Here is a 26,837-nt window from a genome sequence, read left to right as displayed (position 1 = left end):
ATGAGCCGTTGGCGCGCCATCATCTGGTTATGACAGGATTGACTCGGACGAGCCAGCGCTGTGTCCGGGAATCATTGTTATTGGACGCAAAACAACATCAGCAAGCGTTGCGCCTCATGGCGCTGGCGCCAGTTGGACCCGGTCGATCTGGCCCGAGACGCCCGTGATCGCATCGGACGCACGCGCTACCAGCGTCAGCATCTGTAGAGGACAATCGACGGGTACGGTGAAGAAGCCAGCGAAACGTTTGTCTGCCGGTACGACGACCTGTTCTAGCTCCCGCCCGTGCCAGCAATTTAGGGTCCAATAGGATGTCGAACGTGTCGATCGATCAGTGTCTTTGGCGTGCCCCTCAATGCGGTAGCGGCCCGGTGGCAGAAACTGCATCTGTCGTACAACTTCTCCGCCGACGCCTGACAGCGCGCTAAAATTTACTAAACCTCCACGGTGCCCCGCTTCGATTGAAGCCGACAAACCGGGTTCGTTAGCGACCACCCAGTCGAAGGGGGTCGGGACGTCGAGCTGTGCCGTAAACGAGGGATCACGTGACCTGTATCGATCAACCGAAGCGCGAACGGTCGCATAATATCGCCACGCCAGCATCGGGGAACCGGCTTGCACAAGTCGGGTGATTACCGCGCGTGTAGCCTCCCCTGAAACGGCGACGCCGGCACGGCGTAGATCAACAAACAATGTCGCGACCGCTTTAGGATCGACACCCGCATTGGCGGCATATTCTATGAAAGAGGTTGCCCATGAAGGCTTTTTTACAAGCGTGGAAACCAGCCCGCGTCGTACATCGGGCTCGGCGATTGCACCGCCAAGCACCGGGAACAAAAGTTCAGAAGCAGCATTCGATGTGCGCAGTGCGGTGTCATATTGGTGAAGCGCTGCCGGAATATCGCCCCGACCTATCGCGTCCTCAATTGCCCACAATTGTACCTGCAGATCACGCCGAGATAGCATCTGCGCGTAGCCGAACCAACGACGCGCCATTACTGAGTGACCGCGCAACTGCTCCTGAAGCCCTAGCGTCGCGGCAGCCTGCTCGGCGGTCGGATCCCCTCGTAGTGCCTGTCGCGCAAGATCGGTAATATGGGGTTGAGCGCGCGGTGATTGATCGGTTGTAAAGATTGATGCGGCCAAGGCTGCCGCGATCTGACTGTCGCTTGGGGCAAGACGATAGGCCTGAACGGCATCAGTGCGCTGCACTGCCAACGCGATCCCGTGCGTGACCGTTTGATAGCCCAGCATCGAAGCCAGCAACGCCAGCGCACAACGCGTCCCCCATTCGATACCCGACCGACGGGGCAAAAGGCCACGCCCCACCATCCAGTTCACGCCTTCGCAGCGCTGCGGTCACGACCGTAGCTATAACCATATTCGTAGCCATAGCCGTAACCGTAGCCGCTATGCACTTTGCGCGCCTCGAATTTGGTCAGCACGCCGCCCAGCACATGCGCGTTGGCGCTGGAAAGACGGCCAAGGGCAATCTGTACCATCGTCGCGCGGATGCCATGCGCTTCAACAGCATAGATCACGCCCTCGACGCGGCCGGCGATCAGCGGTGCGTCGGCAAGACCCATCACCGGCGGGCTGTCGATCAGGACGTGGTCGTAGCTCTCGAGCAGCCGCTCAATCAACAGCGACAGACGGTTACCCGTGAGCAACTCGGCCGCATTGGGCGGGATCGGCCCCGCCGACATCGCCGTGAAGCCGAGGTCCTTCATCGAGAAGGTCAAGGCGCCTATATTGTCATCGCCGCTAAGAAAATTGCTCAGCCCGCGATCGTGATCCACCCCTCCCAGATGGTGCACCGAGGGCGAGCGCATATCGCCGTCGATCAGGATCACACGGCGTCCGCCGCGCGCCAATGTGGTTGCAAGCGCAAGAGCCGTGGTCGACTTGCCCTCAGCCGGCCGGGTCGAGGTGACCGCAAAAGAGCGCGGCACGCCATGCTCTGTAGTAAAGGCGAGATTGGTCTGTATGGCGAGATAGGCGTCGACGAGTTCGGACTTCCGATCCTTGAGCGCCTCCTTCGGCGTCTGGTCCTCGACCTTGGGCACCGAGCCCAGCAACGGTAAGCCCAGCCGACGTTCGACCTCTGCCGGATCCGCAATCGCCTCATCGATCTGTTCGAGCGCGAGCGCCAGTGCTGCGCCAATGACCAGACCCGCAAGGATCGATGCAGCTATGTTGAGCAGCAGGCGCGGACTGGACGGCTTCTGCGGCACATCGGCTGGATCGACGATGGCGACATTGTTAACTCCGACGCCGCCTGCAACACCGATCTCCTTGAAGCGCTGGAGCAGGCCATCGTAAAGTGCGCGGTTAGTGTCCACCTCCTGCTGGTAAATATTGTACTGGATCGATCGGCGCCGGAGATCGAGATAGCTTGCCTTGAGCTGATTGACCTTTGCCTGCAGCGCATTCTGGCGCTGCTGTGCTTCGCGATAATCTGCCTGAAGCGAGCCCGACACGCGTCCTTCTTCACGCCCGATCGAACGATCAAGCTGATCGATCTGAGATTTCAGGGCCTGTGCTGCGGGATAGCCCGGCTCAAATCGTACCATCAGCTGCTGATATTCGGCCGCAAGTTCGGCACGACGCTGGCGCAGGTTGTTGATCGCCACGTTGCGCAACGCTTCGGTAGAGGCGCCGGCACGGCCGGCCTGCTCGTAGCGCGCCTCGGCCTGAATACGGTCGGCGGTGGCCTGGCTCAGCGCGGTATTGAGTGCCGCAAGATCGTCGGCAACGATCGAGCGCTCGGACGTAGTGCGATTATCGCTGGCCGTCTGGGAGGGCAAGTTAATGATCTGCTCCGCGGAGGCGTAGCCAACGAGCTGACGCTGCGAGGCATCGAGCCGCTGCTTGTAATCTGCAAGTTGGCGCTGGAGCAAGTTACGCCCATAGGATGTCGCCTGGATCTTTCGCTCAAGGTTGGTCTCGATAAAATTCTCGGCCCAGGAATTCGCGATCCTGGCAGAGAAATCGGGATTTGGGCTTGTAAAGTGTAAGTCAACCAACCGCGACAAGCGGGTCGGATCAACATTGAGACGCTTTAACAGAATTTCGCCCGCGGCCCGCTGCCGGATAGCCTGGCCAGATACGGGATAGCGACCGTTGACGAGCTGAAATGCCGGATCATTGCTTGTTGCGCCAAACATCTGATAAAATTTGGGATCGTCGACGAGACGTAATTGTCTGGCTACGCGTTCCGAAAGCGAACGAGACTGGAGCAGTCCGTACTGTGTCTGGTAAAATTCTTGGTCTGCGACGCTAGCCTCGCGATCGACGCCCGGAATGTTGGTGACTTTGTCCGCCTCTCGTGAGATTTCGATCGTTGCGGTAGCTGTGTATTTAGGCGTCATCAGCAAAGTGACGACCGTTCCTAACAGAATGCAACTGACTACCGCACCGATGATGACGTAGCGCCAGCGCAACGCAATGCGTAGATACTGCCGCAGGATCGGCAACCGATCGCCCGATGCAGCAACAGGGAGGATTGAAGCAGCACCCGGCGCCTTAAGACGCGGCTGGGAAGAAAGCATGTTCATCTCGGCGACCAATCTTAATTCACGATCGCGATAAGCGGTGCTGCGAGCAGCGGTGCGAGCGACACGAAATCACGGAACAGGCGACGTTGCGGGCTGTCGCCCACCACCACCACGTCGTTGGCATAGATTGCTGGATCGTCATACACCCCGCTACGGATGGCACCGATATTATAGAGCCCCGCCATCTTGCGTCCATCAACGGTGCGTAAGATAACGACATCGTCCTGCCTGGCAAATTCAGACAATCCCTTGGCTGAGGCAATCGCGCGCAGCAGCGTCATCTGATTCGTAACAGGATAAAGACCAGGTTCGATCACTTGCCCGTCGATTGTAACTACTTGGCTGACCGAACTCTTGATATTAACTGTGACGTCGGGATCGCGAACGTAACGGCCCCGCAATGCCGCCTCGACTGCGCCGGCCAGCTCACCCGCCGTCTTGCCTCGTGCGTCAATCGTGCCGACGAGGGGCATCGAAATACGCCCGCTTGCGTCGACCTGCATCTCGCGGCTCAATTCGGGCACGTTGAACACGTCGACCTGGATTGTATCTAGCGGCCCGATCAGCGAAGGACGGTCGCTGGCGGTAAGATCGCCACGCGTCGGCGCAGGCAACGTTACGTCGCCCTGAACCACGGTGAGTCGCTGGGAGGTTTGCAAGGGCTCGCGTCCCGCGCACGCCGACAAAGCCAGGGCCAGCGTTAGGACAGCACAAAAAATACGCATGCGGTGTGGAAAATTCCCAATCGTCAACGAGCGTCGACGGCTATAGATGTGTGCCTGCGTGCGGTAAAGCCAAGGTCGTCTGCGGTTTCCACTTCAGCCGCACGATTGGCTCCCTTGGCCAACCACACGGCCGCTACAACCAGCAATGCCATCATCGTCGGAGTGCGCGCAGGATAGTCGAATAGACTGGCGAGGAGGACAAGCAGGATCATCGCAGAACCAAGCCGTGCCAACAGCACCACCCGATCACCCTGATCGCGCCAGACCCGAACGCTAGCCCAGCCCCACCAGATAATCGCTGTGATCAATAACAAGAGGCCGACTAGCCCGGTATCGAGTACGATCTCGAGGAAGTCGTTGTGTGCGTGGTTGAAGTAGGTGGGTTTTAGCAAGGCAAAAGGTTCGTGCATCCGGAATAGGGGATCGAACCCGCCGAGGCCACTACCAACCGGGAAATAGCTGCGGATCATCTCGATCACGGTGGGAAGTCCACGGTGCCGCATGTCCTGCCCAGCATCCATGGCCATTACCCGGTCGATTGATACGGCACGATCAGCCGCGACGCTGAGCAACACGACTATTGCCATAGCAGCGATCACGCCTGCGATCAGTGTCGGAAACACCCAGCCAGGCGCGCGGTGCAAAACATGCCGGATACGACGCCACGTCAAGACGAAGCCAATAACCACCGCCAACACGCCAACCAGCAGGCCCGCGCGTGAACCGGTAGCAAGGATGGTCAACGCGAACACCATCATCAAACCCGGCGCCGTCAGCATCTTCCAGAGAACACCTGAGCCGTTTGCGAATGCCCAAACCGGAGCCATCAGGCAGCCAAACGCCATCAACAACGCGAAATGATTGCGGTTAGCAAAAATGCCGCTCACCTGCCCGGGCGTATCGTTGAACAACGGGTTGTCGAAGGCGGCACCCGCAAACTGCGCCAGGCCGGGCAAGGTCGCGGTGGCAATAAAGGTGAGAATTATGCCCGGCAGCCAGGTAGCCTGCCGTTCGTCTAGTCCGGCAAGCAGCACAAGAGTCACGCCAGGAACGACTAGCGAAGCGGCCGCGTTATATGCCGCAGCGGGTACGATCGCCCAGGGTCGCCAAGGCTGGCTCTCACCTGCAAGCACCGCCGCGCGCTCGAAGACGTCACGCCCAGGCAATGCCTGCCAAATGCCCGGCGGAAGCGGGACTAGCTGAAGCAGCGCTAGGCCCAATGAGGCAAGCAGCAGCAGCAGTACCGGTCTTACGGCGCGCATGTTGGGCCGTTTCATCGCAAGCAGCGCCGCGATCAGCACCATCCAAGCCGTTGCGCGGACAAAAATCTGACCGGGCACGTTTGCGCGTGATCCGCCCCCTGCCAGCCAAAGGACAATCAGCAGTATCACCAGCGCGGCTATCGGAAAACCGATGCTAAATGACTTCCCAGGACGGTCTGATAAACGCATATGATATCGCCTCTATGCCAAGGGTGATCCGAACGAAACCGCTTTAACGGCGCCCCGATTGCAATCCTCTAGACGCGTCGCTACCAAGCGCAGCCGTCCGAAGACGGCCGCTTGTGCCGTCGTAGGCGCCCGGCGCACCCAATGCGACCTATAGCTAGTCGCTACCTGTTTCTTGTTCTGGAGTAACGATCTTGGACCGGCCGTTCATTCACCAGACCGCCGACGTCGCCAGTCCCGCTATTGGCGCTGGTACAAAAATCTGGCAGTTCTGCGTCGTTTTGGCCAAAGCCCGGATTGGGGTAGATTGCAACATCTGCTCGCACTGCTTTATTGAAAATGACGTAATCGTTGGTGACAGCGTTACGGTGAAGTGCGGGGTGCAATTGTGGGACGGAATTACGCTGGAAGATAACGTCTTTATTGGCCCCAACGTCACTTTTACCAATGATTCCCACCCGAGATCCAAACGCTATCCTGACAGTTTTTCGCGCACGCTTGTACGTGAACACGCGTCAATCGGCGCCAATGCGACCATTCTGCCGGGCGTAACGATCGGCAAGCATGCGATGGTAGGCGCCGGCGCGGTCGTCACTAGGTCAGTTTCGGATTATGCCATAGTAGTAGGCAATCCGGCCACAATCATCGGTTACACTAACACTGATGCGCGCTTTGCTCCCCCTATGCCACGTGAACCCGGCGTCCCGGCAGATAGCATTGTTCCCGGCGTGACTCTGCATGAATTACGTGTGGCGGCCGATCTACGCGGCAAACTAAGTGTTGCCGAATTCGGACACGATATTCCATTCGAACCTAAGCGCTATTTTATCGTTTATGACGTGCCGAGCCGGGAAACGCGTGGCGAGCATGCGCACAAGCAATGTCACCAGTTCCTCGTCTGTTTGCAGGGACAATGCGTTGCAGTGACAGATGATGGCGTCTCGCGCCAGGAGTTTCTCTTGGATCGAAAGAGCAAGGGACTTTACATGCCGCCCATGATCTGGGGAACGCAATATCAGTATTCGTCAGATGCAATTCTGCTAGTGTTCGCATCAGAACATTATGATTCCAGTGATTACATACGCGAATATGATCAGTTTCTCACACTGACAGGACGGAAATCGTGACCAAAGAAGTGTCCTTTCTTGACATGAAGGCGATGATCGCCACGCATCGTGAAGATTTGCTGGCGGCTGCGGGCGGCGTGCTGGATTCTGGATGGCTCATCCTTGGGCATGAGACTCAAACTTTTGAGCAGGAATATGCTGATTATTGCGGCACCAATCACTGCGTTGGAGTTGCCAACGGCCTAGATGCACTGTCGCTCGCCTTACGGGCGCTGGACATTGGCGCGGGCGACGAGGTGATCGTGCCCGCAAACACCTATATCGCGACATGGCTGGCCGTAAGCCATGTCGGGGCGACGCCGGTGCCGGTTGAGCCTGTTGAGGCGACATACAACATCAATCCCGCGCTGATCGAGGCGGCGATAACACCGCGTACGCGCGCGATCCTCCCGGTCCATCTCTATGGTCAGCCGGCCGACCTTGGGGCGATCGCGGCAATCGCGACACGCCATGGCCTCGCCGTTCTCGAAGACGGCGCGCAGGCGCATGGCGCCCGATACCGCGACGTTCGAATCGGTGCGGGCGATGCGCTGGTCGCATGGAGCTTCTATCCAGGTAAGAATCTGGGCGCGATCGGCGACGGAGGCAGCGTGACGACCGGTAATCCGGCGCTTGCCGACCGGCTTGCGATGCTGCGCAACTACGGCTCTCGCGTAAAATATCACAATGAGGTGATTGGCTATAACAGTCGTCTCGACGAGCTGCAGGCGGCTATGCTGCGGGTCAAGCTGCGGGCACTCGACGCGGAAAATGCACGGCGCAAAGAGATTGCTGCGCGTTATCTTGACGGCCTGCGCGGCGCAGACATCATCTTGCCCACAGTACCTGACTGGGCAGATCCGGTGTGGCACCTGTTCGTCATTCGTCATGCCAACAGGGATGGCCTTGCGGAACGGCTGAAGCGCGACGGTGTTGCGACCATGATCCATTATCCCGTACCGCCGCATTTACAGCCCGCTTATCGTGAGGCAGGGATCCTCGAAGGCAGCTTGCCGCTGAGCGAACGCATCCATCGGGAAGTGCTTAGCCTACCAATGGGGCCGACCCTTTCGGACGATGAGGTCGAACGGGTCATCGCCGCGGTACGACACAGCGCCTGAGCTGATCGCATGTCGCTATTGAAGACCAGCGCTCTAAACGGCGTTGCGGTCGTTGTTCGTACCGGCACGGCGCTCGTGCTCAACAAGGTGCTTGCAATCTATGTCGGCCCGGCCGGCTATGCTCTGATCGGTCAGTTTCAGAACGCCCTGACGATGGCGATCACCTTTGCGACCGGTGCGACAGGCAATGGCGTGGTAAAGCTGACCGCCGAATATGTCACGGATGGTGAGCGGCAACGGCGGATGTGGCGTACCGCAGGATTGCTTGTTTTGGGCGCTTCTATCGTCGGCGCTGCGCTCATCTTGGCGTTCCGCGATCAGCTCGCGTCCGCGTTTCTGCACGACCCCGGCTATGCCGGCGTGTTCGTCTGGCTGGCAGCCTGCCTCCCTCTTATCGCGGGCAACGCGCTGCTGCTCGCCATCATGAACGGCAAGAAGGAAGTGCGCCGTTTCGTGACCAGCAACATCGGTGGCTCGATCGTATCGCTGCTGGTGACGGGCGTCCTTGCCTGGCAGTTCGGCTTGTACGGTGCTCTGGTTGCTTTGAGCCTTAATCAGGGGATTCTCTTACTGGTCACGCTGCAGCAGGCACTCCGCACCACTTGGTTCGGCTGGCGCGCGTTCGTTGGCAGCATCGATCTCGCCGAGGCGCGTCGGTTATCGGGTTTCGTGGTCATGGCCGCCACCACCGCAATCGTATCACCGCTTAGCCAAATCCTCGTGCGCAGCACGCTGGTTGACCGGTTTGGCCTGACCTACGCCGGTTACTGGGATGCCATGTGGCGCATCAGCACGCTTTACCTAACGCTTATCACGACGACCCTGTCACTATATTATCTCCCACGCATTGCCGAAATCCGGCACTGGCCGGAGATGCGCCGCGAGCTGCTGCTGGTATACCGTACCGTATTGCCATTGGTGATTGCCGCTTCCGCCGCGATCTTTATCGCCCGCGATCTTATCGTTTCACTCTTATTTGCCGATGATTTCCGGCCTATGCGCGTCCTTTTCGCCTGGCAGATGGCTGGGGACGTTGTGAAAATTGCGTCTTGGCTGCTCGCATTTCTGATGATCGGACGTGGACTGGTGAAAAGCTTTGTCGTGAGCGAGATCGTAGCAGGCCTCATGTTCTGGATGGCGACAATCGTCTGCACGCGCCTTTTCGGGTTCCAAGGAGTCGCGATCGCACATCTCCTGACCTATACCGTCTATGCCCTGCTCGTTGCCACACTCACCATCTCTACCTCGCGGCGACGCACCGTCATGTTCCCTCCCGACACACAGGACACGGCATGAAGATCCTCATTCCGATGGCGGCGTTTGGAACGTCCGGTGGCGCGCGGGTCTTGTCACGGCTCGCCGATGCTTGGATTGACGCAGGCCATGACGTTGATGTCTTGGTGCCACGCGCCGCGGGGCAACCCTATTTCCCGACCAGGGCGCGTATCCTGCGTACCAATTTGCACGGCGCAGTCGAAGTCATGCCGTTGGGAGAGGGCCTTGAACGCTCTGGACTACATAACAATTTCGCGCTGCGTGCCGGCCTGGCGCGGATTGGCGACCGCTACGACGTAGTCCTCGCCAACCACAATCTCACCGCGTGGGCAGTAGCACTGGCCGGAGTGCCGCGACGTGCCCGCTTTTACTATATCCAGGCATACGAACCCACTTTCTGCTTGAATCCCTTTGCGCCGGGCCGCTACGCGTTAGCCCGGCTGTCGTATTCGCTGCCGCTGACGCAAATTGTGAATGCCCCATCCTATCCCGGTCTCGAAACGCGGCCCGTCGTCTCTTGTGGGATTGATCTGGCAGTATTTCATCCCCGCGACATGCCCGTCCGCTTCTCTGCAGACACCCCGATCATACTGGGAACGATTGGGCGGACCGAACCATGGAAGGGTACGCGCTACGTACTTGAGGCGTTCGAGCGGCTTCACGCACGCGACCCGCGTTATCGTCTACGCGTCGCCTTCGGCAATTTGCCCGAGGGCTGGAGTCATCCTGCTGCCGAGATTATTGTACCGCGCAGCGACGCGGAGCTCGCTGCATTCTATCGATCGCTTGATATCTTGATCGCGGGCACCTACGGCCTGAATGACAGTCCACATTATCCGGTACTGGAGGCAATGGCGAGCGGCGTGCCGACGGTTAGCACCGGCTACCGTCCAGCAGATGAAAGCAATTCGTGGCTTTACCCGGCTCGTGATATCGACCGGCTCGTCGATATGATCGCCAGCATCGAGCACGATCCTCACTTGCACGAAAAGATAGACCGTGCCCGTTCTGCGGCCGAGCCCTTTGCTTGGCCTGTCGTGGCAGAAGACATGGAACGCCAGTTTGTCGTTGCACTGGGGCATCCAGGTCAGGAAAATCGGCCATGATGCCCTCCGGCAATCCCCCGCCGGCCGCCGCGTCCGACCTGCCAGCTGCAAACGATCTTCCCCGACGCCTCGCACTGATTGGCATCATAATCGTAGGATCGCTGGTCGCAGGATTGAAGCTCGTCGGTCCGGCACCCGACTACCGCAATTATGAAGCCCAGTATCTAATTGATTCGGTTTCGCCGTTTACCTTTATCTGGCAAGCGAGCGATCCTTTATACCACAGCCTCGCCCGGATTTTTGCACTACTCGGCGCAAGATTTGAACTATTCGTAGCGTTGATAGCAATTTGTACCTGCGCTTTCAAAGCTACCGCTTTGTCGCGAACCAACGGTAATCGGCTTGTTCTGCTGTTGTTATATAGCTCTTACCTATTCTGGCTGCACGATTACGTTCAGATCCGCATTGCGCTGGCATTAGCCTTTGGTTTGTTCGGCATCTACACCGAAACAAGATTGCGATACCTATTCCTGCTTATCGCTACGCTGATCCACAGCTCGTTTATCCTAATCGTTGTTGCCTACATCCTTATTTTCGTTGGCACGAAGCGTCCAGTCCTCGCGGCGGTTGCGGGACTGACATTCGCTGCGCTGCTGCTGACCCAAGATGTTTTCAGCCAGATATTGCAACGGGTGAACGAATACCAGGACCTGACGACGCAGGGTCGTTTTAATGAGATCAACATATTTAGTCTGATGCCGATCGTCATGTTCGCGTCGCTTGTCGTTGCTATTTTTGACTTTCGTAGTTTAAACAGCCAGTATCAGGAACTTGTCCTTGCGATAGTCGGTCTGATATCCTTCTACGCTCTTAGTAATACACCCGTATTTGCCTTTCGGATGATGGAATTGTTCATGCCTTTCTATCTCGTGCTGATCTCTCGGCTATGGGATAAAAACAATGTTATTAAAATCCTAGCACTCGCCTATGTGGTTATCGGCCTTCGGGCGATCTTTTTCTCGATTGACCCGTTGATCGGTGGAAACTTTACAGCATGACCTCACTTCCCATATCGATCTGCGTTGTATTTTTCAAAGCTCGAGAGGTTTCCGAGCGATTTGTCAGCGAATTGCGCGACTCACTCGCATCCTTCTCGAACGTTGAGCTGCTATTTTATGATAATTCACCGACCGACGAGCTACGGGCACTAGCCGGAAATGACGATTACACGCACGATCCGTCTAATCCTGGTTTCTCTTACGCCAACAACCAGTTGATCCTGCGGGCAAGGCACAAGGCGATATTGCTCCTCAATCCCGACATCTTCGGTCTCACTCCATCTTTTTGGGAGAGACTGAAGTCTCAGTTAGCCGAAGATCGTGTTCTTTTCATCAAACTGCTCAATGCTGATGGAACGCACCAAGACTGCGTCGGCAGCCCAGTTGGGCTGGGTCGTGCGCTGCGCCGCCAACCGGATTATGCTAGCATGATCGAGCCCACTACTGTCGGCGCAGGCATCATGGCCTTCATGCTGACGACACGTGCGGTATTCGCCAAGGTTGGACTGTTGGACTGTGATTATCCGCTATACGGCGAAGATATGGACTGGAGTCATCGCGCAAACCTTCACGGCGTTCCAGTGATATACGATCCGCGCTTTTCCTTGACACATCTGGGCGGTGCCTCCGCAAGCGATCGCTGGTCGCGAGCGCAGTCGTCGGCGCGGAAATATCGCGCAGACAGCATCTTCATCGACAAGCATGCCCGTGGCGCACGCTGGCTCACATTGCGGCTGCTCAACCAAGTAAAATTGCTGCGGGCGCGCTTCGCATGACATCCCCCGTCTGCATCGTTGTGCCGTCGCTGAAGATTACCGGAGGCACCAAGGAGATTGTTACCCTGGCACGTGACATCGTGGCCAGCGGCGGAGAAGCACGCATCGTCGTGATGTGGCGAACGCCCGACGAGGTGACCTGCTCACCGATACCGGTCAACTATCTCAGCACCAACACGATCAGTCCGGTTCGGGTACTGACAGGCATACCGGCGGTCGCGGCACGTTTTGTTGCGCTGAAGCGTCGCCAGCCCGACGCACGCTGGGTACTCAGCCATTATGTTACCTACGCGCTGGCGCCCTTGGTCTCGGGTAAGCAGCTCTGGTTCTTCGTGCAGGATCTGGAATGGACCTTTGTTCCGGCCCGGCTGCAAGGCGTAATGCGCCGCTTCATCCTTGCGACACTGACCCGCGGGCGGACGCTGGCGGCCAACAGTTATCTCGCCGCATCGCTCGCTGTGAACCGTGTTCCCGTGGCGGCGACCATTCCGATCTGGGCCTCGCCTGCCTTCCGCGGCGCAATGGATCGTCGTCGCGACGTCAATGTCGTGTTGATGATGCGACGCGGCGCACACAAGCGTGTCGATCTTGCCCAGCGTGTGCTCGCACTCCGACAGCAACACCCTGCGAACATACGAATGGCGGTCATCACGCCGAACAACGAATTCGCTGAAATGGTGCACGGTGATCCGGGCATCCAGCTTCTTTTACGCCCAACACCCGATGAGATGCGGGCACTTTACGAGCGTACACGCGTCTTTCTTTTGCTATCGGAACATGAGGGCTTCGGCCTCCCGCCGCTCGAAGCCATGGGATCGGGATGCGTCCCCCTATGCCGCGATGCAGGAGGCGTGCGCGCCTACATGCGCGACGAACTGAAGGACAATCTACTGCCGCTTTCGCTTGAAATTGAAGACGTCTTGGAGCGCGCTGTCACGCTGAGCCTCGACGAAGTGCGCCTTACACGCCTGCAACCGGTTGCCCGCCGAATATTCGAAGATGGATTGGAACAGGTCGCGCAGCGACCGGCCGATCTCGCCGCCAGTGGAATCCTGTCATGACGCCGCTCGTCACCATTTCGATTGTGAGCCACGGTCAGGGTGCCCTGATCAGCCATTTGTTGCACGACCTAGCACGCACTGACCTGTCGCGAACGGCTATTGTTCTTGTCATCAACATACCGGAATCAATGGATTTTCTTGACGAGTTCGCAGACCTTCCGATCACGCTTGTCGTCAACGACGCGCCTGCCGGATTTGGTGCGAATCACAACCGTGCCTTTTCCCATTGTGCCTCACCCTATTTCTGTATCGTCAATCCCGACATCCGGCTGGACGGCGACCCGACAAGCGATCTGATTGCGGCATTCGACGAACGAACCGGCGCATGCGGCCCGTTGGTTGTCGACAGCCATGGTCAAACACAGGATAGTGCCCGCCGCGCGCCGACCTTCGCGCGCCTTTTTGCCCGTGCGATTTTGCGGCGCCGCGATCCTGATTACCGTCTGCAATCGCATCCGATGCTGGTCGATTGGCTCGCCGGTATGTTCATCGTGTTCCGCAGCGAGGTGTTTCGCGCCATCGGCGGCTTTGACGAACGCTTTTTCATGTACATGGAAGATGCCGACATCGGCCGTCGGCTTCGGCGACACGGCTGGGCGGTCCGGCTGGTATCGCAAGTCCGCGTCATCCACGATGCGCAACGCGCCAGTCATCGCAGCTTCGCCCATTTGCGCTGGCACGTCAGGAGCGTCACCCGATACCTGACTGGTATCTGATCGCTACCTCAGGCATGGCGCGCGGCATGTGGCGTACATTGATCGGCCGACGCCAAGCGCTGGCCAGCCTATCTCTTGTGGGAACCGTTTCCGCCGCCACGGCAGCCCCGGCCGGCTGCTCACCCACCGTTGATTTATCGCCAGACAGCGGCGAACGCCTCAACGTCATGACATACATGACGCAAGCGATGCGCGACGATGTACGTGATGGAAAGCTCTTGGTGGATTGTGCACCGGCGTTCCAGGCTGCGATCGACGCGGCATCTGCGCGCGATCAATCGACGCTGACCACGGGGCGGCGCCTCTACATCCCCGGCGGAAGATACCTTATCGGAAGTCCATTGAACTACGTCTGGCGAGACGAACAGAAGATTGCCGACGATGGCGACATGCGCCGACTGACCATTGAGGGCGAAGGTAGCGCCAATGTCGTGCTATTTTATGCAGGACCGGCAGCCCAGCCAGCGTTCGAGACGCGCGCGCATAAGGCAGCGCGCGGCGATGGCCCTTCGTTGCGGCTCGTCATTTCCGGCCTGCGTCTGCGACGACGCCAGGATAAACACCGCACTGGAACCGGGCTACGACTGAATGGGGTGGAGGGAATTAGCCTCATCGACGTGGAGATTGCTGGCTTCGAGACCAACATCGATGCGATCGACACGTTGCGATTCGATGCCCGCGACGTCTACATTCTGGGCGGAGTGATCGGGCTTAGCGCCCGCGGCGACAGCTTTTCGAGTCCTAATGTCTATACGTTCACTACGTGCAATCTGAGCGGTAATGGTGAGATTGCGGCTCGCTTTGAGGGTGGATGCAACATAGCATTTCGTTCATGCTGCTTCGAAGGCAATGGGACGGTAACAGGAAAAGGCGCCGGTATCCTTTTTCGAGATGGACCGGCGCAGGGTGGAGCCGCGGCGCACATCGATAGCTGCTATTTTGAGAATAATATTGTCGCCGCTGATGTTCTGTTCGACTGGACCACAGCGGATGGCGGCACCGTAAAGTTGACGGCCTGCTCCTTCCAGCGGAACGATCCCATTCAGGTTGGGCCCCACGTCATGTTCCGGTCCACAAAGGGATCATTGCTGGCTCATGTTGACAGCTGTGCCTTCAAGAGCTTCGGTGCATATCGCCCTTCCGCGACAAGGCCCGCTATCATCACGTCAGGCAGCCGGAACGATTTAACCTTCACGGCTTGCTACTTTCAGAATATCGCTGAAGCTCCGCCACTGAGCAACGGGAGTGGACGCTTGACCGCAGGAGAATCTTGGTCGGCATGAGGGGAGTGCGACAGATCGACACCGATGGCTCTCGTATGGGCCTAGTAACTATAGCTTAGCGGTGTTAAACGACCGGCAACCGCATACAAACCTGTTGTATGCAACATGCTGCGCTCTGTGCAGCATCGAACAGTAGAGTTCGAGAACATAATATGAGTGTTACGATCCCTTTTCAGGACTACCGCTGGTCAAGAATGAGATACCAGCTTGGCGGCGCTATCCTACTAGCGATCGCCTTACCCGCAGCTATCCGCTACGTGCTTTTGGCATCCCAGGACAGCTCATACCAGTTATTTGTGACGATGGCCTCTAGTTTTGTTGCCATGGTCCTTGGCGTGTGGATTTCTCGTAGTATTAACACTTATCCCGGCGTTGAATCGACCTCTTATGTCGTGCCGGCAATTGCCACCTCTTACGGTATCTTACTGCTGATTTTAATTGCGGGTCGATTTCCTTACAACAGAGCCGTGCTCTTTTCGGGTTGGGCGATAAGCACGATCTGGTTCTTCGTGATTTACTCTTCGGTGCAGCGACGCCAGACGCTACAGATCGGTATTGTACCCCCCTGTAACGGCAATGCGCTGCAGGAGGTTAAAGGCGTGAATACCTTTTTTCTAACTGATCCCGAGCGCCCACCATCGGTGATCGATGCGGTCATGGCGGACCTACGCATCCCTTTGCCGTCCGAATGGGATGCGGCCCTTGCGGATTACGCGCTCCGCGGCATCCCCGTTTACCACCTCAAACACCTCAAAGAATCACTTACCGGGCGGGTCGAACTGGAACATATTTCCGAAAGTAACTTCGGATCGCTTACGCCGCGATTATCGGTGATGGTTATAAAGCGTATTGCTGATTTTCTGCTCGCACTATGCGTCGGGATCTTCCTCCTACCGCTTTTTGTTGTTATTGGTCTGGCTATCAGATCAACCTCGCCCGGTCCTGCCTTATTTAAACAGAAGAGAATGGGATATCGAGGTAATCCATTCCTTGTTTATAAATTTCGGACGATGACAGCGGAACTTCCATCCGTAGAAGCACGTACCGCGGCTATGACGCAGGATAGCGACGCGCGTATCACGTCAGTCGGGCGCTTCCTCCGACGAACCAGAATTGACGAACTACCGCAAATCATAAACATCCTGAAGGGAGAGATGAGCTGGATTGGGCCGCGACCAGAAGCTCTTGTTCTCTCCACATGGTACGAAGCCGAGATTCCTTTTTACAGATACCGTCATATCATTCTTCCCGGGTTGACTGGGTGGGCCCAAGTCAACCAGGGCCATGTTACTAACGTAGACGATGTAACAGAAAAGCTCTATTATGATTTCTACTATATTAAGTATTATTCTATTTGGCTTGATCTTTTAATTTTGATGAGGACCTTCGGGACAGTTGTTTCCGGGCATGGCGCGCGGTAGACGCCTAGCGATGGCCATAACGTGTCAAAATAGCCATATTGCGCCTGTTCTATCTTTCACTAGTGGCAGGATCATGCCCTTGTCTCCCGTCAAAATCATTCGCCCCAAGCGCTTCGGCGATTCTCGTGGCTGGTTCACCGAGGTATATTCCGAACCGGCGTTTGAGAAATACGGTGTGACGTGCCGTTTTGTGCAGGACAATCACTCGCTGTCTGTTCCTGCTTTCACACTGCGCGGGCTGCATTTCCAGACGCCCCCGCGCGGGCAGGACAAGCTCGTGCGTTGCATTCGCGGTTGCATTTGGGACGTCGCGGTCGACATACGCAAGGGATCGCCGACGTATGGCCAGTGGGTCGGCACCAAACTTAGTGCCGAGAACGGCCATCAGCTTTTTATCTCAACCGGGTTCGCGCACGGCTTTGTCACGCTCGAGCCTGATTGCGAGGTGACGTACAAATGCTCGGATACCTACGCGCCCGAGGCAGACGGCGGTATCCGCTGGGACAGCATCGGCATCGACTGGCCGATCCCAGCCGACGCCACCCCCGAACTCTCGGACAAGGACAAGGTGCAGCCCACCTTGGCCGACTTCGACAGCCCCTTTCCCTATGACGGCCATCCGCTCGAACCGCTCGCCTGAGGACCCACACGCAATGCGCATCTTCGTCACCGGCGGGGCCGGCTTCATCGGCTCGGCCCTCGTCCGACACCTGATCGAGAATACAACCCACGAGGTCCTGAACTTCGACAAGCTGACCTATGCTGGCACGCTGTCGACGGTCGAGCGCGTCGCGGAGAGCAATCGCTATCGCTTCGTCCAGGGCGACATCTGCGATGCCGAAGCGGTGCGCGCCGCGATCACAGAGTTCCAGCCCGACGTCATCACGCATCTGGCTGCTGAAAGCCATGTCGACCGTTCAATCGATGGCCCCGGCGCGTTCGTGCAGACCAACGTCGTCGGCACCTATACGATGCTCGCCGAGGCGCGTGCTTATTGGCTGGAGCTAGACGAGGATGCCCGCAAAGCGTTCCGCTTCCACCATATCTCGACCGACGAGGTCTATGGCAGCCTCGGGGACACCGGCCTGTTCACCGAAGAGACGCCCTACGATCCGCGCTCGCCCTATTCGGCGTCGAAAGCCGGCAGCGACCATCTGGTATCGGCATGGGGCCATACCTTCGGGCTGCCGGTGCTGATCACCAACTGCTCGAACAATTATGGGCCCTATCACTTCCCCGAAAAGCTCATTCCGCTGATGATCGCCAAAGCGCTGGATGGCGAGCCGCTGCCGATCTACGGCAAGGGCGACCAGGTGCGCGACTGGCTGTACGTCGAGGATCACGTCTGCGCACTGCAGGCGGTTTTCGAGCGGGGTGAGCCGGGGCGCACCTACAATGTCGGCGGTCATAACGAGCGGCAGAATATCGAGGTAGTGAAGACGCTCTGCGCAATCCTCGACGACCGCCGTCCGCGGGCTGACGGCAAATCCTACGCCGAGCAGATGACCGAGGTTGCCGATCGTCCTGGTCACGATAAGCGCTATGCGATCGACGCCAGCCGAATCGGCGATGAGCTCGGCTGGACGCCTGCCGAGACGTTCGAGACCGGCATCGCCAAGACGATCGACTGGTATCTCGCCAACGAAAGCTGGTGGCGCCCACTCGTCGCCGCCAAGGCGTCCGAACGCCGCGGGATCGCCTGACATGACGACGTGTCTGCGTGTCGACATGAAGGTCGCGCGATGAGCGAGGCGACGCGCCACGTCCTTGTCACCGGTGCGGGCGGACAACTCGGCACCGAATTGCAGCGTTGCGCCTGGCCGGCGGGCTGGCAGGTGACCGCACTCGACATCGCCGATCTCGACCTGCGCAATACCGCAGCGATCATCGGCATGGTCGCGTCCCGCCCCTGGGCGGCGGTGATCAACGGCGCGGCCTATACTGCGGTCGACAAGGCAGAAACCGACCTCGTCACTGCCTGGGCGGTCAATGCCATGGCGCCCGCGGCCTTTGCGGAAGGCTGCGCCAAGGCGGGCATCCCGCTCGTCCAAGTGTCGACCGATTACGTCTTCGCCGGCGACAAGACGGGCGCATGGGACGTCGACGATCCCGTCGCACCCTTAGGGGTTTATGGCGCGTCCAAGCTGGGCAGCGAGCTCGCGGTCCGCACCAGCGGCGCGCGCCATGCGATCGTGCGCACCGCCTGGGTGGTGAGCGCGCACGGCAACAACTTCGTCAAGACGATGCTGCGCGTCGCCGAGAGCCGCGACCTGCTGACCGTGGTCGACGACCAGCGCGGCAGCCCGACGAGCGCAGCCGATCTGGCGCAGGCACTGATGACGATCGCCGTCCGCCTCGCCGACGATGCGGACGCGCCGACCGGCACCTTCCACTTCAGCAACGCCGGCGATATCAGCTGGGCGGATTTCGCGATCGAGATCTTCCGCCAGTCGGCGGAACGCGGCGGCCCCTCGGCCCAGGTCGCACGCATCCCGAGCAGCGACTATCCGACGCCCGCGCGGCGCCCGGCCAATTCGCTGCTGAGCCACGCGGCGATCCACGACGCCTATGGCATCACTCCGCGCGACTGGCGCGATGCGCTTAGCGACATCCTCGACGAACTGATCGGAGCCAAACAGTGAAGGGCATCATTCTCGCCGGCGGCTCGGGCACGCGGCTTCACCCGGCGACGCTGGCGGTGAACAAGCAGCTGCTGCCCGTCTACGACAAGCCGATGATCTATTACCCGCTGTCGGTGCTGATGCTGGCGGAAATCCGGGACATCCTGATCATCTCCAGCCCCGAATTCATCGACAATTACCGCCGCCTGTTCGGTGACGGATCGGCGTTTGGCCTCGCCATGTCCTACGCCGAGCAACCGAGCCCCGATGGCCTGGCACAGGCGTTCACGATCGGCGCGGACTTCATTGGCGATGATAACGTGGCGCTGGTACTCGGCGACAACATCTTCTTCGGTGCGCACCTCACCGACCTGCTCGCCAATGCGGTCGCGCGGCCCGCGGGCGCGACGGTGTTCAGCTACCGTGTCGACGATCCCGAACGCTACGGCGTCGTCGAATTCGGTGAGGGCGGTCGCGCGATCAGCCTTGAGGAAAAGCCCGAGGCGCCCAAATCGAACCATGCGGTGACCGGCCTCTATTTCTACGACAACCGCGTCGTCGAATACGCCCGCAACCTGAAGCCTTCGGCGCGTGGCGAACTCGAGATCACGGACCTCAATCGCCTCTACATGGAAGCGGGCGACCTCTACGTCGAACAGATGGGCCGCGGCTACGCCTGGCTCGACACCGGCACGCACGACAGCCTGCTCGAGGCGGGCGAGTTCGTCCGCACGCTCCAGCACCGCCAGGGGGTGCAGGTCGCCTGCCTCGAAGAGATCGCCTTCGAGAAGGGCTTCATCGACGCCGACCAGGCGCGAACCGCCGGCGAGCGGTTCAAGAAGACGGCTTATGGGCGTGCCATCCTGAACGCTATCAACAACACCTGAGACCGCTTCCCTTGTGAGGGTCAAGCTCGGCTATCGAGTGCTATCATCGGCGTCTTGTTGCTGAGGCGGCGCAATGACCGGCGTGGCCCTGGTCTTATCGTTCATGGTCGTTCGGAAGGCCGCACCGGGATCGGCAGTAGCCTCGGGTCGATAACGTTCGATCCGCAGGTTGAGCCTATTGTCGATCCGCGATGCCACACGACTGTTGATCCGGGCCGGATTGATATTGGCAGGCTGACCCTTTGCATTAAGGCGGGCGCCATACGCGGTTGCCGTATCCCTAACCGAGCGCGTCTGAGCAACGCCTGATCCAGATACGACAACCACTGTCGACAAGACGACCGTCAGCAAGACCCGCCTTCGAAACAATCTACCGCGCATGAGGGTATGATAGCCGTCTTTGTGTGCGCACCATACCCCTTAATCCCCAATCGGGCTTTCACCATGCTTCCTCAGCACGTCGTTGAACGCCTCGGCCATCAACGCCTGGAGACTCCGCCCCTGCCGGCGCGCGAGCGTGTGCATCGCGAAGGACATTTCCGGGCTGAAGAAGCCGGCGATCTGTTTGCGGCCCTGGCGGCTCGCTGGCGTTGCCGTCTGCGTCGGGGCGGTCGCGGCCGGCGTTGCGACGGGAGCGACCGCAGGCGTCGGCGCGGCACTGCGCAGATTGGCGAAGCTGGGTTTGCGGCTCATTCGGCGGCTTTCTTTGCGGATTTGCGGGGGGTAGGCAGGCCGAGCTGTCGACATGTCCACGTGTAGATTTGTCGAATGTCGTCGGCGGCCTTGCCCGCGGGCTCGTATTCCATGACGGTGCGCCCTTCCCCGCTGGCGTGGCGATAGGCAGCGCGGTCGGGGATCTGGACGGGACAGGGCGGTGTGCCGAAGCCTTCGACCAGCTCGCCGGCCTCTTCATAGACGCGGGGCGCGTTGGGGTTGCCGGCGGTGAAGACGACATAGGCCGGCTTCTTCAGCAGCTGGACGAGCTTCGCGGTGGTCTGGATCGCCGAAAGGTCGAAGGCGCTCGGGCGGCACGGGATCAGCACCAGGTCTGCGACCTCGACCGCAGCGCGGGCCGCGCTGTCGGCATGGGGCGGTGTGTCGATGACGATGAGCTCGGCCCCCTGGCTCTGTGCCGCGGCGACCTTGGCGGCGAGGCGCGGGGGCGGGCTGTCGATCACCTCAGGCGGTGCGTCGCCGCGCCAGGCGGCCCATTGGCTCGCGGTCGCCTGCGGGTCGGTATCGATGATGAGCGCGACGCGCCCCGCATCGTGCGCCGCGGCGGCAAGGTGGATGGCGAGCGTCGTCTTCCCCGCCCCCCCCTTCTGGCTGATGATCGCGATGACTGGCATAGCCACTGCCCTACATGTCGACATGGCGACGTGGCAAGTGGTCGACATGTCGCATAGCGCACATTCCCGACCTGGCGAAGGAATTACCGTCGGCAACCGCTTGCTCCTTCTAGGGAGCATGTGACGGCGTAGCCGGCACTCCTGTCGTTGGATTGGTAGTTAGGGGTGATTCTTGTGTCTGCCTTATCTGTGTCTTCGCCGTCAGGCGGGATGTGTTGGCCGGCTAGGCCAACGCTTTATGCACCATGATCAGATTGAATCGGTAAGCGGTTGAGGCTCGTTTTGAGACTCGCAGGTTGCATCGATCCGCGCACCGAGACGCGCGAGCATGCGACCAAGCGCCCCGCCCACCGTTACCCGCGCGAGTTCGCGGCAGCTGAGGCTCGCGCGCATCGCCGCGTCCCCTTCTTGTCGGTCGGCCTCTTGCTGGATGACATCGTCGGGCAGCGGCGCCGGTCGCATCCAGCGCGGCAGATAAGCGCGCACGCTCGCCGGCAGTAGCGCACGATAGGCGTTGGAGGTCTGGCGATAGCGGGGCCCCTCCCCTGCCCCCATCCCCTGGCCCTCGTCGCGGGTGAAGCGACGCTGGCGGACGAGGAAGCCAGCCGCCTCGAGCAGCACCAGCGCGCGGGCGATCGTTGCGCGGCCGAGGCCCGTCGCCTCGGCGAGCCAGTCGTAGCTCGGGAAGACACGGCCACGGTTGAGGCGGGCAAGCGTGCAGATTTCCTCGAACACGCGCACCGCGCCGGCGGTCAGCGCAGCGAGGCGGCGTTCGGTGGCCGAAAGTGTACGCGTGCCAGCGCGCGCCTCGCGCGCCAGGCGGCGGCCGGCGTCGCGCGCGCGACGGCAGGCGGTGAGCATGCGGTCGGTCTCGCCGGGCGCGGGGACGGCGAAGAACGCCTCTTCGAACGTCCCCGCCTCGATACTGCCGCGGCGCACGGGCGCGCCGGTGCGGTGTAGCCCGCCCGATCGCGCACGTGGCGTGACCGCCGCGGTGTGGGCCGCACGCCCGCCGGCCGCACGCTCGAGTACGCGCGCACTCGCCGCGCTGAGGGCAAATGCCGTCATCTTCCTTCCCCCTTGGGGGCCGGGACCGGGGACGAAAAAGACCGTGGCGCGAAACGCGCATCCTTGCACCCGATGGGGCGGGACGGTAGGAAGAGCCCGTGAAGTGGTGATGCTTTCACGTGGAGTGACGTTTGGCGACGCCGCTCTTCAATACCCCCTCTGGGATGCCCGGCCTTCGTGCCGGGCTTTCCTTTATGTGGTCACGGCCGCTTCCTGCTTTCCGCTGCGTCGACATGACGCGCATCGCCGATCTTGTTGCAGCAATGATCCAACAACGGAAGCGACCAAGATTCGTGCTTTCGAGTATTTAAACCAGAAAAAGTTCGTGCTTTCGGATAGGAATTGCCGTTCCATTCGTGCTTTCGAGTAGAATAAGTGCGGCTCGACTTCGTGCTATCGGGTAACAATTGGCGACAATCGGGCGGATCGATGCGCCGTCATGCCCCGATCGGGGGTGCGTGATTCGGCCGCTGATTCGCGCAAAGACGCGAAAAAGGGGGTCACGCGGAGACGCGGAGGGGTAGCGCGCGCGGCAGCGCATCCCTTCCTCCCGGCCATGATAGACAGGCCGCTGGCGCGGCAGGCGCAACACCTCTGCGTCCTCCGCGCCTCCGCGTGAAAACACCCTTCTTCGCAAACCCTTCGAGGTCGACCCGCCTTACCCCTCGCGCGGTGCGTCCGCAGTCAGCGCAGGCCCGCGCGGGGTGATGACGACGCGGGCCTGGGGCGCACGCCGGCCGCGGCGCGGAGGAGCATCGCCGGCGGGGCGCGCGGCCTCGGTCTCCTCGACCAGCTCGAGGTGGTAATCGGGGATGCCGTCGGTCGCGACGATCTGCTTCAGCGCCGCCTTGAAGTTCGACAGCGGGTTCTGATAGCCGATCTGGAGCCGGAAGGTGGCAAGATCGATGTCGAGCACATTCCCCTCTTCGCAGGTCGAGCGCGCGACTTCGTAGATGCGTCGTTCGATCGGCCCTAGTTGGAAATAGGCAGCGGCATAGTCGAGCACATGACGATCGAGCAGGATCGCGCGATACAGCCAGTCACACAGCCGCACCTTGACGGCCTTGAGGCGCCGTTCGCCGCTCTTCGTCTTGCTATAGTGTAGCTTTGCTTCGGACAACCAGGAGAAGAACCCCTCCTCCCCTTCTCCACCCGCTTCGATATTGGTCTTGATCTGCGTACCCTGCAGCCGTTCCAGCGCCTCGGACAGCCGGCCATAGCTACGCGCTGAATGGTTCGAGCCGGTCGCCGAGAACAGGTCGTGCGCCGTGAAGACGAAATCCTGCTCGACCCGATCGCCCGCCTCCAGCTTCGCCGCCATCAGGCTGGCAATGTAGAGCACGATTTCCTTGTCGTAGATCGTCGCGACGCCGCTCGCCGAAGGACGCACCTCGATCGAGACGGTCGCGTGATCATAGGTAAGCGGCTTCATCCAGGCGTTTTTCGACAATGCGAAGAACGGGAACGCCATCAGCGAGCGTTCGCCGCGGATCTCGCCATGCAGTGGGCTGTCGAGCGCGAACAGATCGCGCTGGGGGATGCCGTCGGGGCCATGGGCAGGACGATTCGAAGCAGGGGTACGGGCCATGGCCATTTCCTACTCGAAAGCACGAAGATTTGGACCCCCATGCCGTTTTCACGAGGGGAAATGGGGGCAAGCCCCCAACAGTTCGTGCTTTCGAGTAGGAAATGAGGACCCGTGCGGGTTGATCCCTTCCCCCTCGTGACATGTCGGCGTGTCGACATGTCGGAAACAGGCAGATGCCCGCGGACCCGCCCTCTAGCCGTGTTCCGACTGCCGGCAAGCGGCAATCCGTCCGTGTGACACACGGTCAATAGCCCGAGACACGTCGGCACTATGCCCGGACTATCCCCCGAACGCCGCTTTCTGTATGTAAGCCCGGGTATCGGGGAGATAATCATGCCATACGAACTATGGCACAGCGCCAAGCAACCGCAGCCGTCTGCGCAAGCCTTCACCTTCGATGGCTGGTCGCATGAGCCACTGACGATCGATAAGGCAGCCAATCTGCAAGGCCCGCGCATCCAGCCAGAACCGATGACCCCCGATCGCAAAGCGGCGCGGTCGACCGTCTGACCCGTTCACCGGCGCAATCCGGTTACTCCGCATCGACGATCAACGGCATGCAACGACACGATCGGATTCGCCGCGCCGGCGAATTGCGCGCGCAAGGCCTGTCGTTGAAGGTCATCGCCAGCCGCCTTGGCGTCAGCGAGGGACAGGCCTCCAAGCTGGCGAAAGCGGCAGCCCAGCATAGAGCCTGACGCACACCGCCACGCGCCCTTGACCCCTTCCCTGCCCCGGCCGATACCCACCGCCATCGACATGGGAGAGATCGGGCACGCCCGGCGCCGAAGGAGCAACCGCCCCGGAAACTCTCAGGCAGAAGGACCATGGCGATGCGAGGATATCTGGAGAGAGGCGCGGGGGATGCTCCCCCACGTCCGCCGACGGGATAGCGATCTCAGGCACAAGCGACAGATGGGGCATGCGCACGGCCGGCATCGGAGCCGGCGATGAGGACATGCATGCACGTCGACACGTCTACACCTCTACCGCTCGACCGGGGGCTACATCGGCCGATCAGCGTCGCCGAGCTGTTCACGATCGGCATCGGGCCGTCGAGCTCGCACACCGTCGGGCCGATGCGTGCCGCGTTCGACTTCGCGCAGCGGGCGGTGGGGCAGGGGGCGGCACCGACCCGCGTCACCTGTGATCTCTTCGGTAGCCTCGCGCTGACCGGCCGCGGCCATGCGACCGACACCGCGACGATCCTGGGCCTCGCCGGCTGGGAGCCTGAAAGGCTCGATCCCGACGCCGCGCCCGGCATCCTCGCAGCGATCGCTGCGGAGGGGCGGCTGCCGCTCGCCGGCACGCATGCGATCACCTTCGCCGCCAGCGACGTCGTCTTCCACCCGCGCGAATTTCTGCCCGAGCACCCCAATGGCATGACCTTCACCGCGCAGCGCGCCGACGGCACCGCTTATACCGAGACCTATTTCTCGATCGGCGGGGGCGCGATCCTGCGCAAGGGCGCGCCAGCCTCGGCGAGCAACGTCGCGGTGCGCCACCCGTTCAGCTCGGGCGCCGAGCTGCTCGAGCTGGGCGAGGCGACCGGTCTCACCATCGCCGAGATCGTCCGCGCCAACGAGACCGCGTGGCGCGAGGCGGCCGAGACCGATGCCTTCCTCGACGCGGTGCGCGCCGCGATGCACGCCTGTATCGACCGCGGCATCGCGCAGGAGGGGATGCTGCCCGGCGGCCTGAAGGTCCGGCGCCGCGCGCGCGCGATCGAGCAGGGCCTGACCGGCTGCGTCCCCGGCAGCAACCCCGCCGAAGTGTTCGAATGGGTCAGCCTGTGGGCGCTCGCGGTCAATGAGGAGAATGCGGCGGGTGGCCGCGTCGTCACCGCGCCGACCAACGGCGCCGCGGGCGTGCTGCCTGCCGTGCTGCGCTTCTACGAAACGCTGGTCGCGCGCGACGAAACCACGCGGCGCGACGGCGCCCGCACCTTCCTGCTCACCGCCGCGGCGATCGGCATGCTGTACAAGAAGCGCGCGTCGATCTCGGCCGCCGAGATGGGCTGCCAGGGGGAGGTCGGTGTCGCCTGCTCGATGGCGGCGGGCGCGCTCGCCGCGGTGCTGGGCGGCAGCAACGCGCAGATCGAAAATGCTGCCGAGATCGGCATGGAGCACAATCTCGGCCTCACCTGCGACCCCATCGGCGGGTTGGTGCAGATCCCCTGCATCGAACGCAACACGATGGGCGCGGTCAAGGCGATCAACGCCGCCTATCTCGCGCTGCGCGGCGACGGCAGCCACGTCGTCAGCCTGGACGCGGTGATCGAGACGATGCGCCAGACCGGCGAAGACATGCGCTCGCAATATAAGGAAACCAGCCTCGGCGGGCTGGCGGTCAACGTGGTGGAATGTTGACGTGTCTATATGTCGGCGTGTCTACACATAGACAGTGACGTGGATTGAGCAGACCTGCTCAATGTCCAGCCATTACCAGTCCCGGTGCCGATGGAGCATGATCTCGTGCCCCACTGTGAGAGCTGATCATGTGGTTGCCGGCGGTTGCCGTGAATGTTGGTTGTCCGCATTGGCACGTCCCGCCATATCCCGCGACGGCGGCAAGTTCGCCGCCCTCTAAGGGGTCAGGACATAGAACGGGCACAGATATACGCTCTCATGACTGCCATCCGAGACGCTGGCCGAGTTTACCTTGTCGCTGGCCGCAAGACCAGCGTTCGCATTGACCTTGGCGGGTGTGCCGCGGACGCCTGATCGACGAC

General features: G+C 60.5%; 25 protein-coding genes and 1 riboswitch. Of the genes, 17 read left to right on the top strand and 8 right to left on the bottom strand.

From position 1 onward, the window contains the following. Positions 1–114 precede the first annotated feature (114 nt). The 4 genes from ACP690_RS16090 to ACP690_RS16075 are packed head-to-tail and all read right to left on the bottom strand — an operon-like array spanning position 115 to position 5,673. Positions 115–1,341 (bottom strand): hypothetical protein, encoded by a 1,227-nt coding sequence (locus ACP690_RS16090; RefSeq protein WP_286165249.1) that lies wholly within the window; start codon positions 1,339–1,341, stop codon positions 115–117. After that, on the bottom strand, positions 1,338–3,557 hold the full coding sequence (locus ACP690_RS16085; RefSeq protein ID WP_286165250.1) for a GumC family protein: 2,220 nt from the start codon (positions 3,555–3,557) through the stop codon (positions 1,338–1,340). The genes ACP690_RS16090 and ACP690_RS16085 overlap by 4 nt, the downstream gene beginning before the upstream one ends. 14 nt (positions 3,558–3,571) lie before the next feature. Beyond that, positions 3,572–4,282 (bottom strand): polysaccharide biosynthesis/export family protein, encoded by a 711-nt coding sequence (locus ACP690_RS16080; RefSeq protein WP_116795194.1) that lies wholly within the window; start codon positions 4,280–4,282, stop codon positions 3,572–3,574. Between the two features lie 23 nt (positions 4,283–4,305). Further along, positions 4,306–5,673: an O-antigen ligase family protein gene (locus ACP690_RS16075; protein ID WP_426261647.1), complete on the bottom strand. Its 1,368-nt coding sequence runs from the start codon at positions 5,671–5,673 to the stop codon at positions 4,306–4,308. A gap of 251 nt (positions 5,674–5,924) precedes the next feature. Here ACP690_RS16075 and ACP690_RS16070 point away from each other — a divergent pair, with 251 nt between their 5' ends. From ACP690_RS16070 to rfbA, 14 genes are all read left to right on the top strand, one after another. Then, entirely contained in the window at positions 5,925–6,857 is a 933-nt protein-coding gene (locus tag ACP690_RS16070) for a WxcM-like domain-containing protein (RefSeq protein WP_426261648.1), read from the top strand. After that, positions 6,854–7,957: a DegT/DnrJ/EryC1/StrS family aminotransferase gene (locus ACP690_RS16065; protein WP_426261649.1), complete on the top strand. Its 1,104-nt coding sequence runs from the start codon at positions 6,854–6,856 to the stop codon at positions 7,955–7,957. Before ACP690_RS16070 ends, ACP690_RS16065 begins: the two co-directional genes overlap by 4 nt. 9 nt (positions 7,958–7,966) lie before the next feature. Then, on the top strand, positions 7,967–9,253 hold the full coding sequence (locus ACP690_RS16060) for an O-antigen translocase (protein ID WP_426261650.1): 1,287 nt from the start codon (positions 7,967–7,969) through the stop codon (positions 9,251–9,253). Next, a complete protein-coding gene (locus tag ACP690_RS16055) occupies positions 9,250–10,338 on the top strand; it encodes a glycosyltransferase family 4 protein (protein WP_426261651.1) in 1,089 nt (362 codons plus the stop codon). The genes ACP690_RS16060 and ACP690_RS16055 overlap by 4 nt, the downstream gene beginning before the upstream one ends. Further along, complete coding sequence (locus ACP690_RS16050; protein ID WP_426261652.1) at positions 10,335–11,336, top strand: EpsG family protein; 1,002 nt, start codon at positions 10,335–10,337, stop codon at positions 11,334–11,336. Before ACP690_RS16055 ends, ACP690_RS16050 begins: the two co-directional genes overlap by 4 nt. Then, positions 11,333–12,112 (top strand): glycosyltransferase family 2 protein, encoded by a 780-nt coding sequence (locus ACP690_RS16045; RefSeq protein ID WP_426261653.1) that lies wholly within the window; start codon positions 11,333–11,335, stop codon positions 12,110–12,112. Before ACP690_RS16050 ends, ACP690_RS16045 begins: the two co-directional genes overlap by 4 nt. Next, positions 12,109–13,173, top strand: coding sequence for a glycosyltransferase (locus ACP690_RS16040; protein WP_426261654.1), 1,065 nt, complete (start codon positions 12,109–12,111; stop codon positions 13,171–13,173). The genes ACP690_RS16045 and ACP690_RS16040 overlap by 4 nt, the downstream gene beginning before the upstream one ends. Next, positions 13,170–13,889, top strand: a complete 720-nt coding sequence (locus ACP690_RS16035; protein ID WP_116795220.1) for a glycosyltransferase — start codon at positions 13,170–13,172, stop codon at positions 13,887–13,889. The genes ACP690_RS16040 and ACP690_RS16035 overlap by 4 nt, the downstream gene beginning before the upstream one ends. 26 nt (positions 13,890–13,915) lie before the next feature. Beyond that, entirely contained in the window at positions 13,916–15,172 is a 1,257-nt protein-coding gene (locus tag ACP690_RS16030; RefSeq protein WP_426261655.1) for a hypothetical protein, read from the top strand. A gap of 152 nt (positions 15,173–15,324) precedes the next feature. After that, positions 15,325–16,593, top strand: a complete 1,269-nt coding sequence (locus ACP690_RS16025) for a sugar transferase (protein ID WP_426261656.1) — start codon at positions 15,325–15,327, stop codon at positions 16,591–16,593. 73 nt (positions 16,594–16,666) lie between these two features. Continuing rightward, complete coding sequence (rfbC, locus tag ACP690_RS16020) at positions 16,667–17,233, top strand: dTDP-4-dehydrorhamnose 3,5-epimerase (protein WP_426261657.1); 567 nt, start codon at positions 16,667–16,669, stop codon at positions 17,231–17,233. A gap of 13 nt (positions 17,234–17,246) precedes the next feature. Continuing rightward, complete coding sequence (rfbB, locus tag ACP690_RS16015; RefSeq protein WP_116795216.1) at positions 17,247–18,296, top strand: dTDP-glucose 4,6-dehydratase; 1,050 nt, start codon at positions 17,247–17,249, stop codon at positions 18,294–18,296. Positions 18,297–18,335: 39 nt separating this feature from the next. Continuing rightward, the gene (gene rfbD, locus ACP690_RS16010; RefSeq protein ID WP_426261658.1) at positions 18,336–19,235 is read left to right on the top strand and encodes a dTDP-4-dehydrorhamnose reductase; all 900 of its coding nucleotides are present in this window, start codon (positions 18,336–18,338) and stop codon (positions 19,233–19,235) included. Then, positions 19,232–20,101 carry a glucose-1-phosphate thymidylyltransferase RfbA gene (rfbA, locus tag ACP690_RS16005; protein WP_426261659.1) on the top strand — a complete coding sequence of 290 codons (870 nt, stop codon included), beginning with the start codon at positions 19,232–19,234 and terminating at the stop codon, positions 20,099–20,101. The genes rfbD and rfbA overlap by 4 nt, the downstream gene beginning before the upstream one ends. Positions 20,102–20,521: 420 nt before the next feature. Here rfbA and ACP690_RS16000 read toward each other — a convergent pair whose 3' ends face one another. The 4 genes from ACP690_RS16000 to ACP690_RS15985 all read right to left on the bottom strand — a co-directional run bounded on the left by ACP690_RS16000 (position 20,522) and on the right by ACP690_RS15985 (position 24,112). Beyond that, positions 20,522–20,794 (bottom strand): ribbon-helix-helix domain-containing protein, encoded by a 273-nt coding sequence (locus ACP690_RS16000; protein WP_116795223.1) that lies wholly within the window; start codon positions 20,792–20,794, stop codon positions 20,522–20,524. Beyond that, a complete protein-coding gene (gene parA / locus ACP690_RS15995; protein ID WP_426261660.1) occupies positions 20,791–21,450 on the bottom strand; it encodes a ParA family partition ATPase in 660 nt (219 codons plus the stop codon). The genes ACP690_RS16000 and parA overlap by 4 nt, the downstream gene beginning before the upstream one ends. Before the next feature lie 249 nt (positions 21,451–21,699). Then, entirely contained in the window at positions 21,700–22,518 is an 819-nt protein-coding gene (locus ACP690_RS15990) for a helix-turn-helix domain-containing protein (protein ID WP_116795213.1), read from the bottom strand. A gap of 658 nt (positions 22,519–23,176) precedes the next feature. Then, positions 23,177–24,112 (bottom strand): replication initiator protein A, encoded by a 936-nt coding sequence (locus ACP690_RS15985; protein ID WP_426261661.1) that lies wholly within the window; start codon positions 24,110–24,112, stop codon positions 23,177–23,179. 327 nt (positions 24,113–24,439) lie between these two features. Here ACP690_RS15985 and ACP690_RS15980 point away from each other — a divergent pair, with 327 nt between their 5' ends. From ACP690_RS15980 to ACP690_RS15970, 3 genes are all read left to right on the top strand, one after another. Continuing rightward, positions 24,440–24,616: a hypothetical protein gene (locus ACP690_RS15980; protein WP_426261662.1), complete on the top strand. Its 177-nt coding sequence runs from the start codon at positions 24,440–24,442 to the stop codon at positions 24,614–24,616. A gap of 47 nt (positions 24,617–24,663) precedes the next feature. Then, positions 24,664–24,804, top strand: coding sequence for a hypothetical protein (locus tag ACP690_RS15975; RefSeq protein ID WP_157846228.1), 141 nt, complete (start codon positions 24,664–24,666; stop codon positions 24,802–24,804). A gap of 52 nt (positions 24,805–24,856) precedes the next feature. After that, positions 24,857–24,944: riboswitch (glycine riboswitch) on the top strand. Positions 24,945–25,068: 124 nt separating this feature from the next. After that, on the top strand, positions 25,069–26,475 hold the full coding sequence (locus ACP690_RS15970; protein ID WP_426261663.1) for an L-serine ammonia-lyase: 1,407 nt from the start codon (positions 25,069–25,071) through the stop codon (positions 26,473–26,475). Positions 26,476–26,837 lie beyond the last annotated feature (362 nt).

Source organism: Sphingomonas sp. DC4900 (assembly GCF_049896485.1).
Classification (GTDB): domain Bacteria; phylum Pseudomonadota; class Alphaproteobacteria; order Sphingomonadales; family Sphingomonadaceae; genus Sphingomonas; species Sphingomonas aquatilis.
This window is presented reverse-complemented; position numbering and strand designations above follow the sequence as displayed.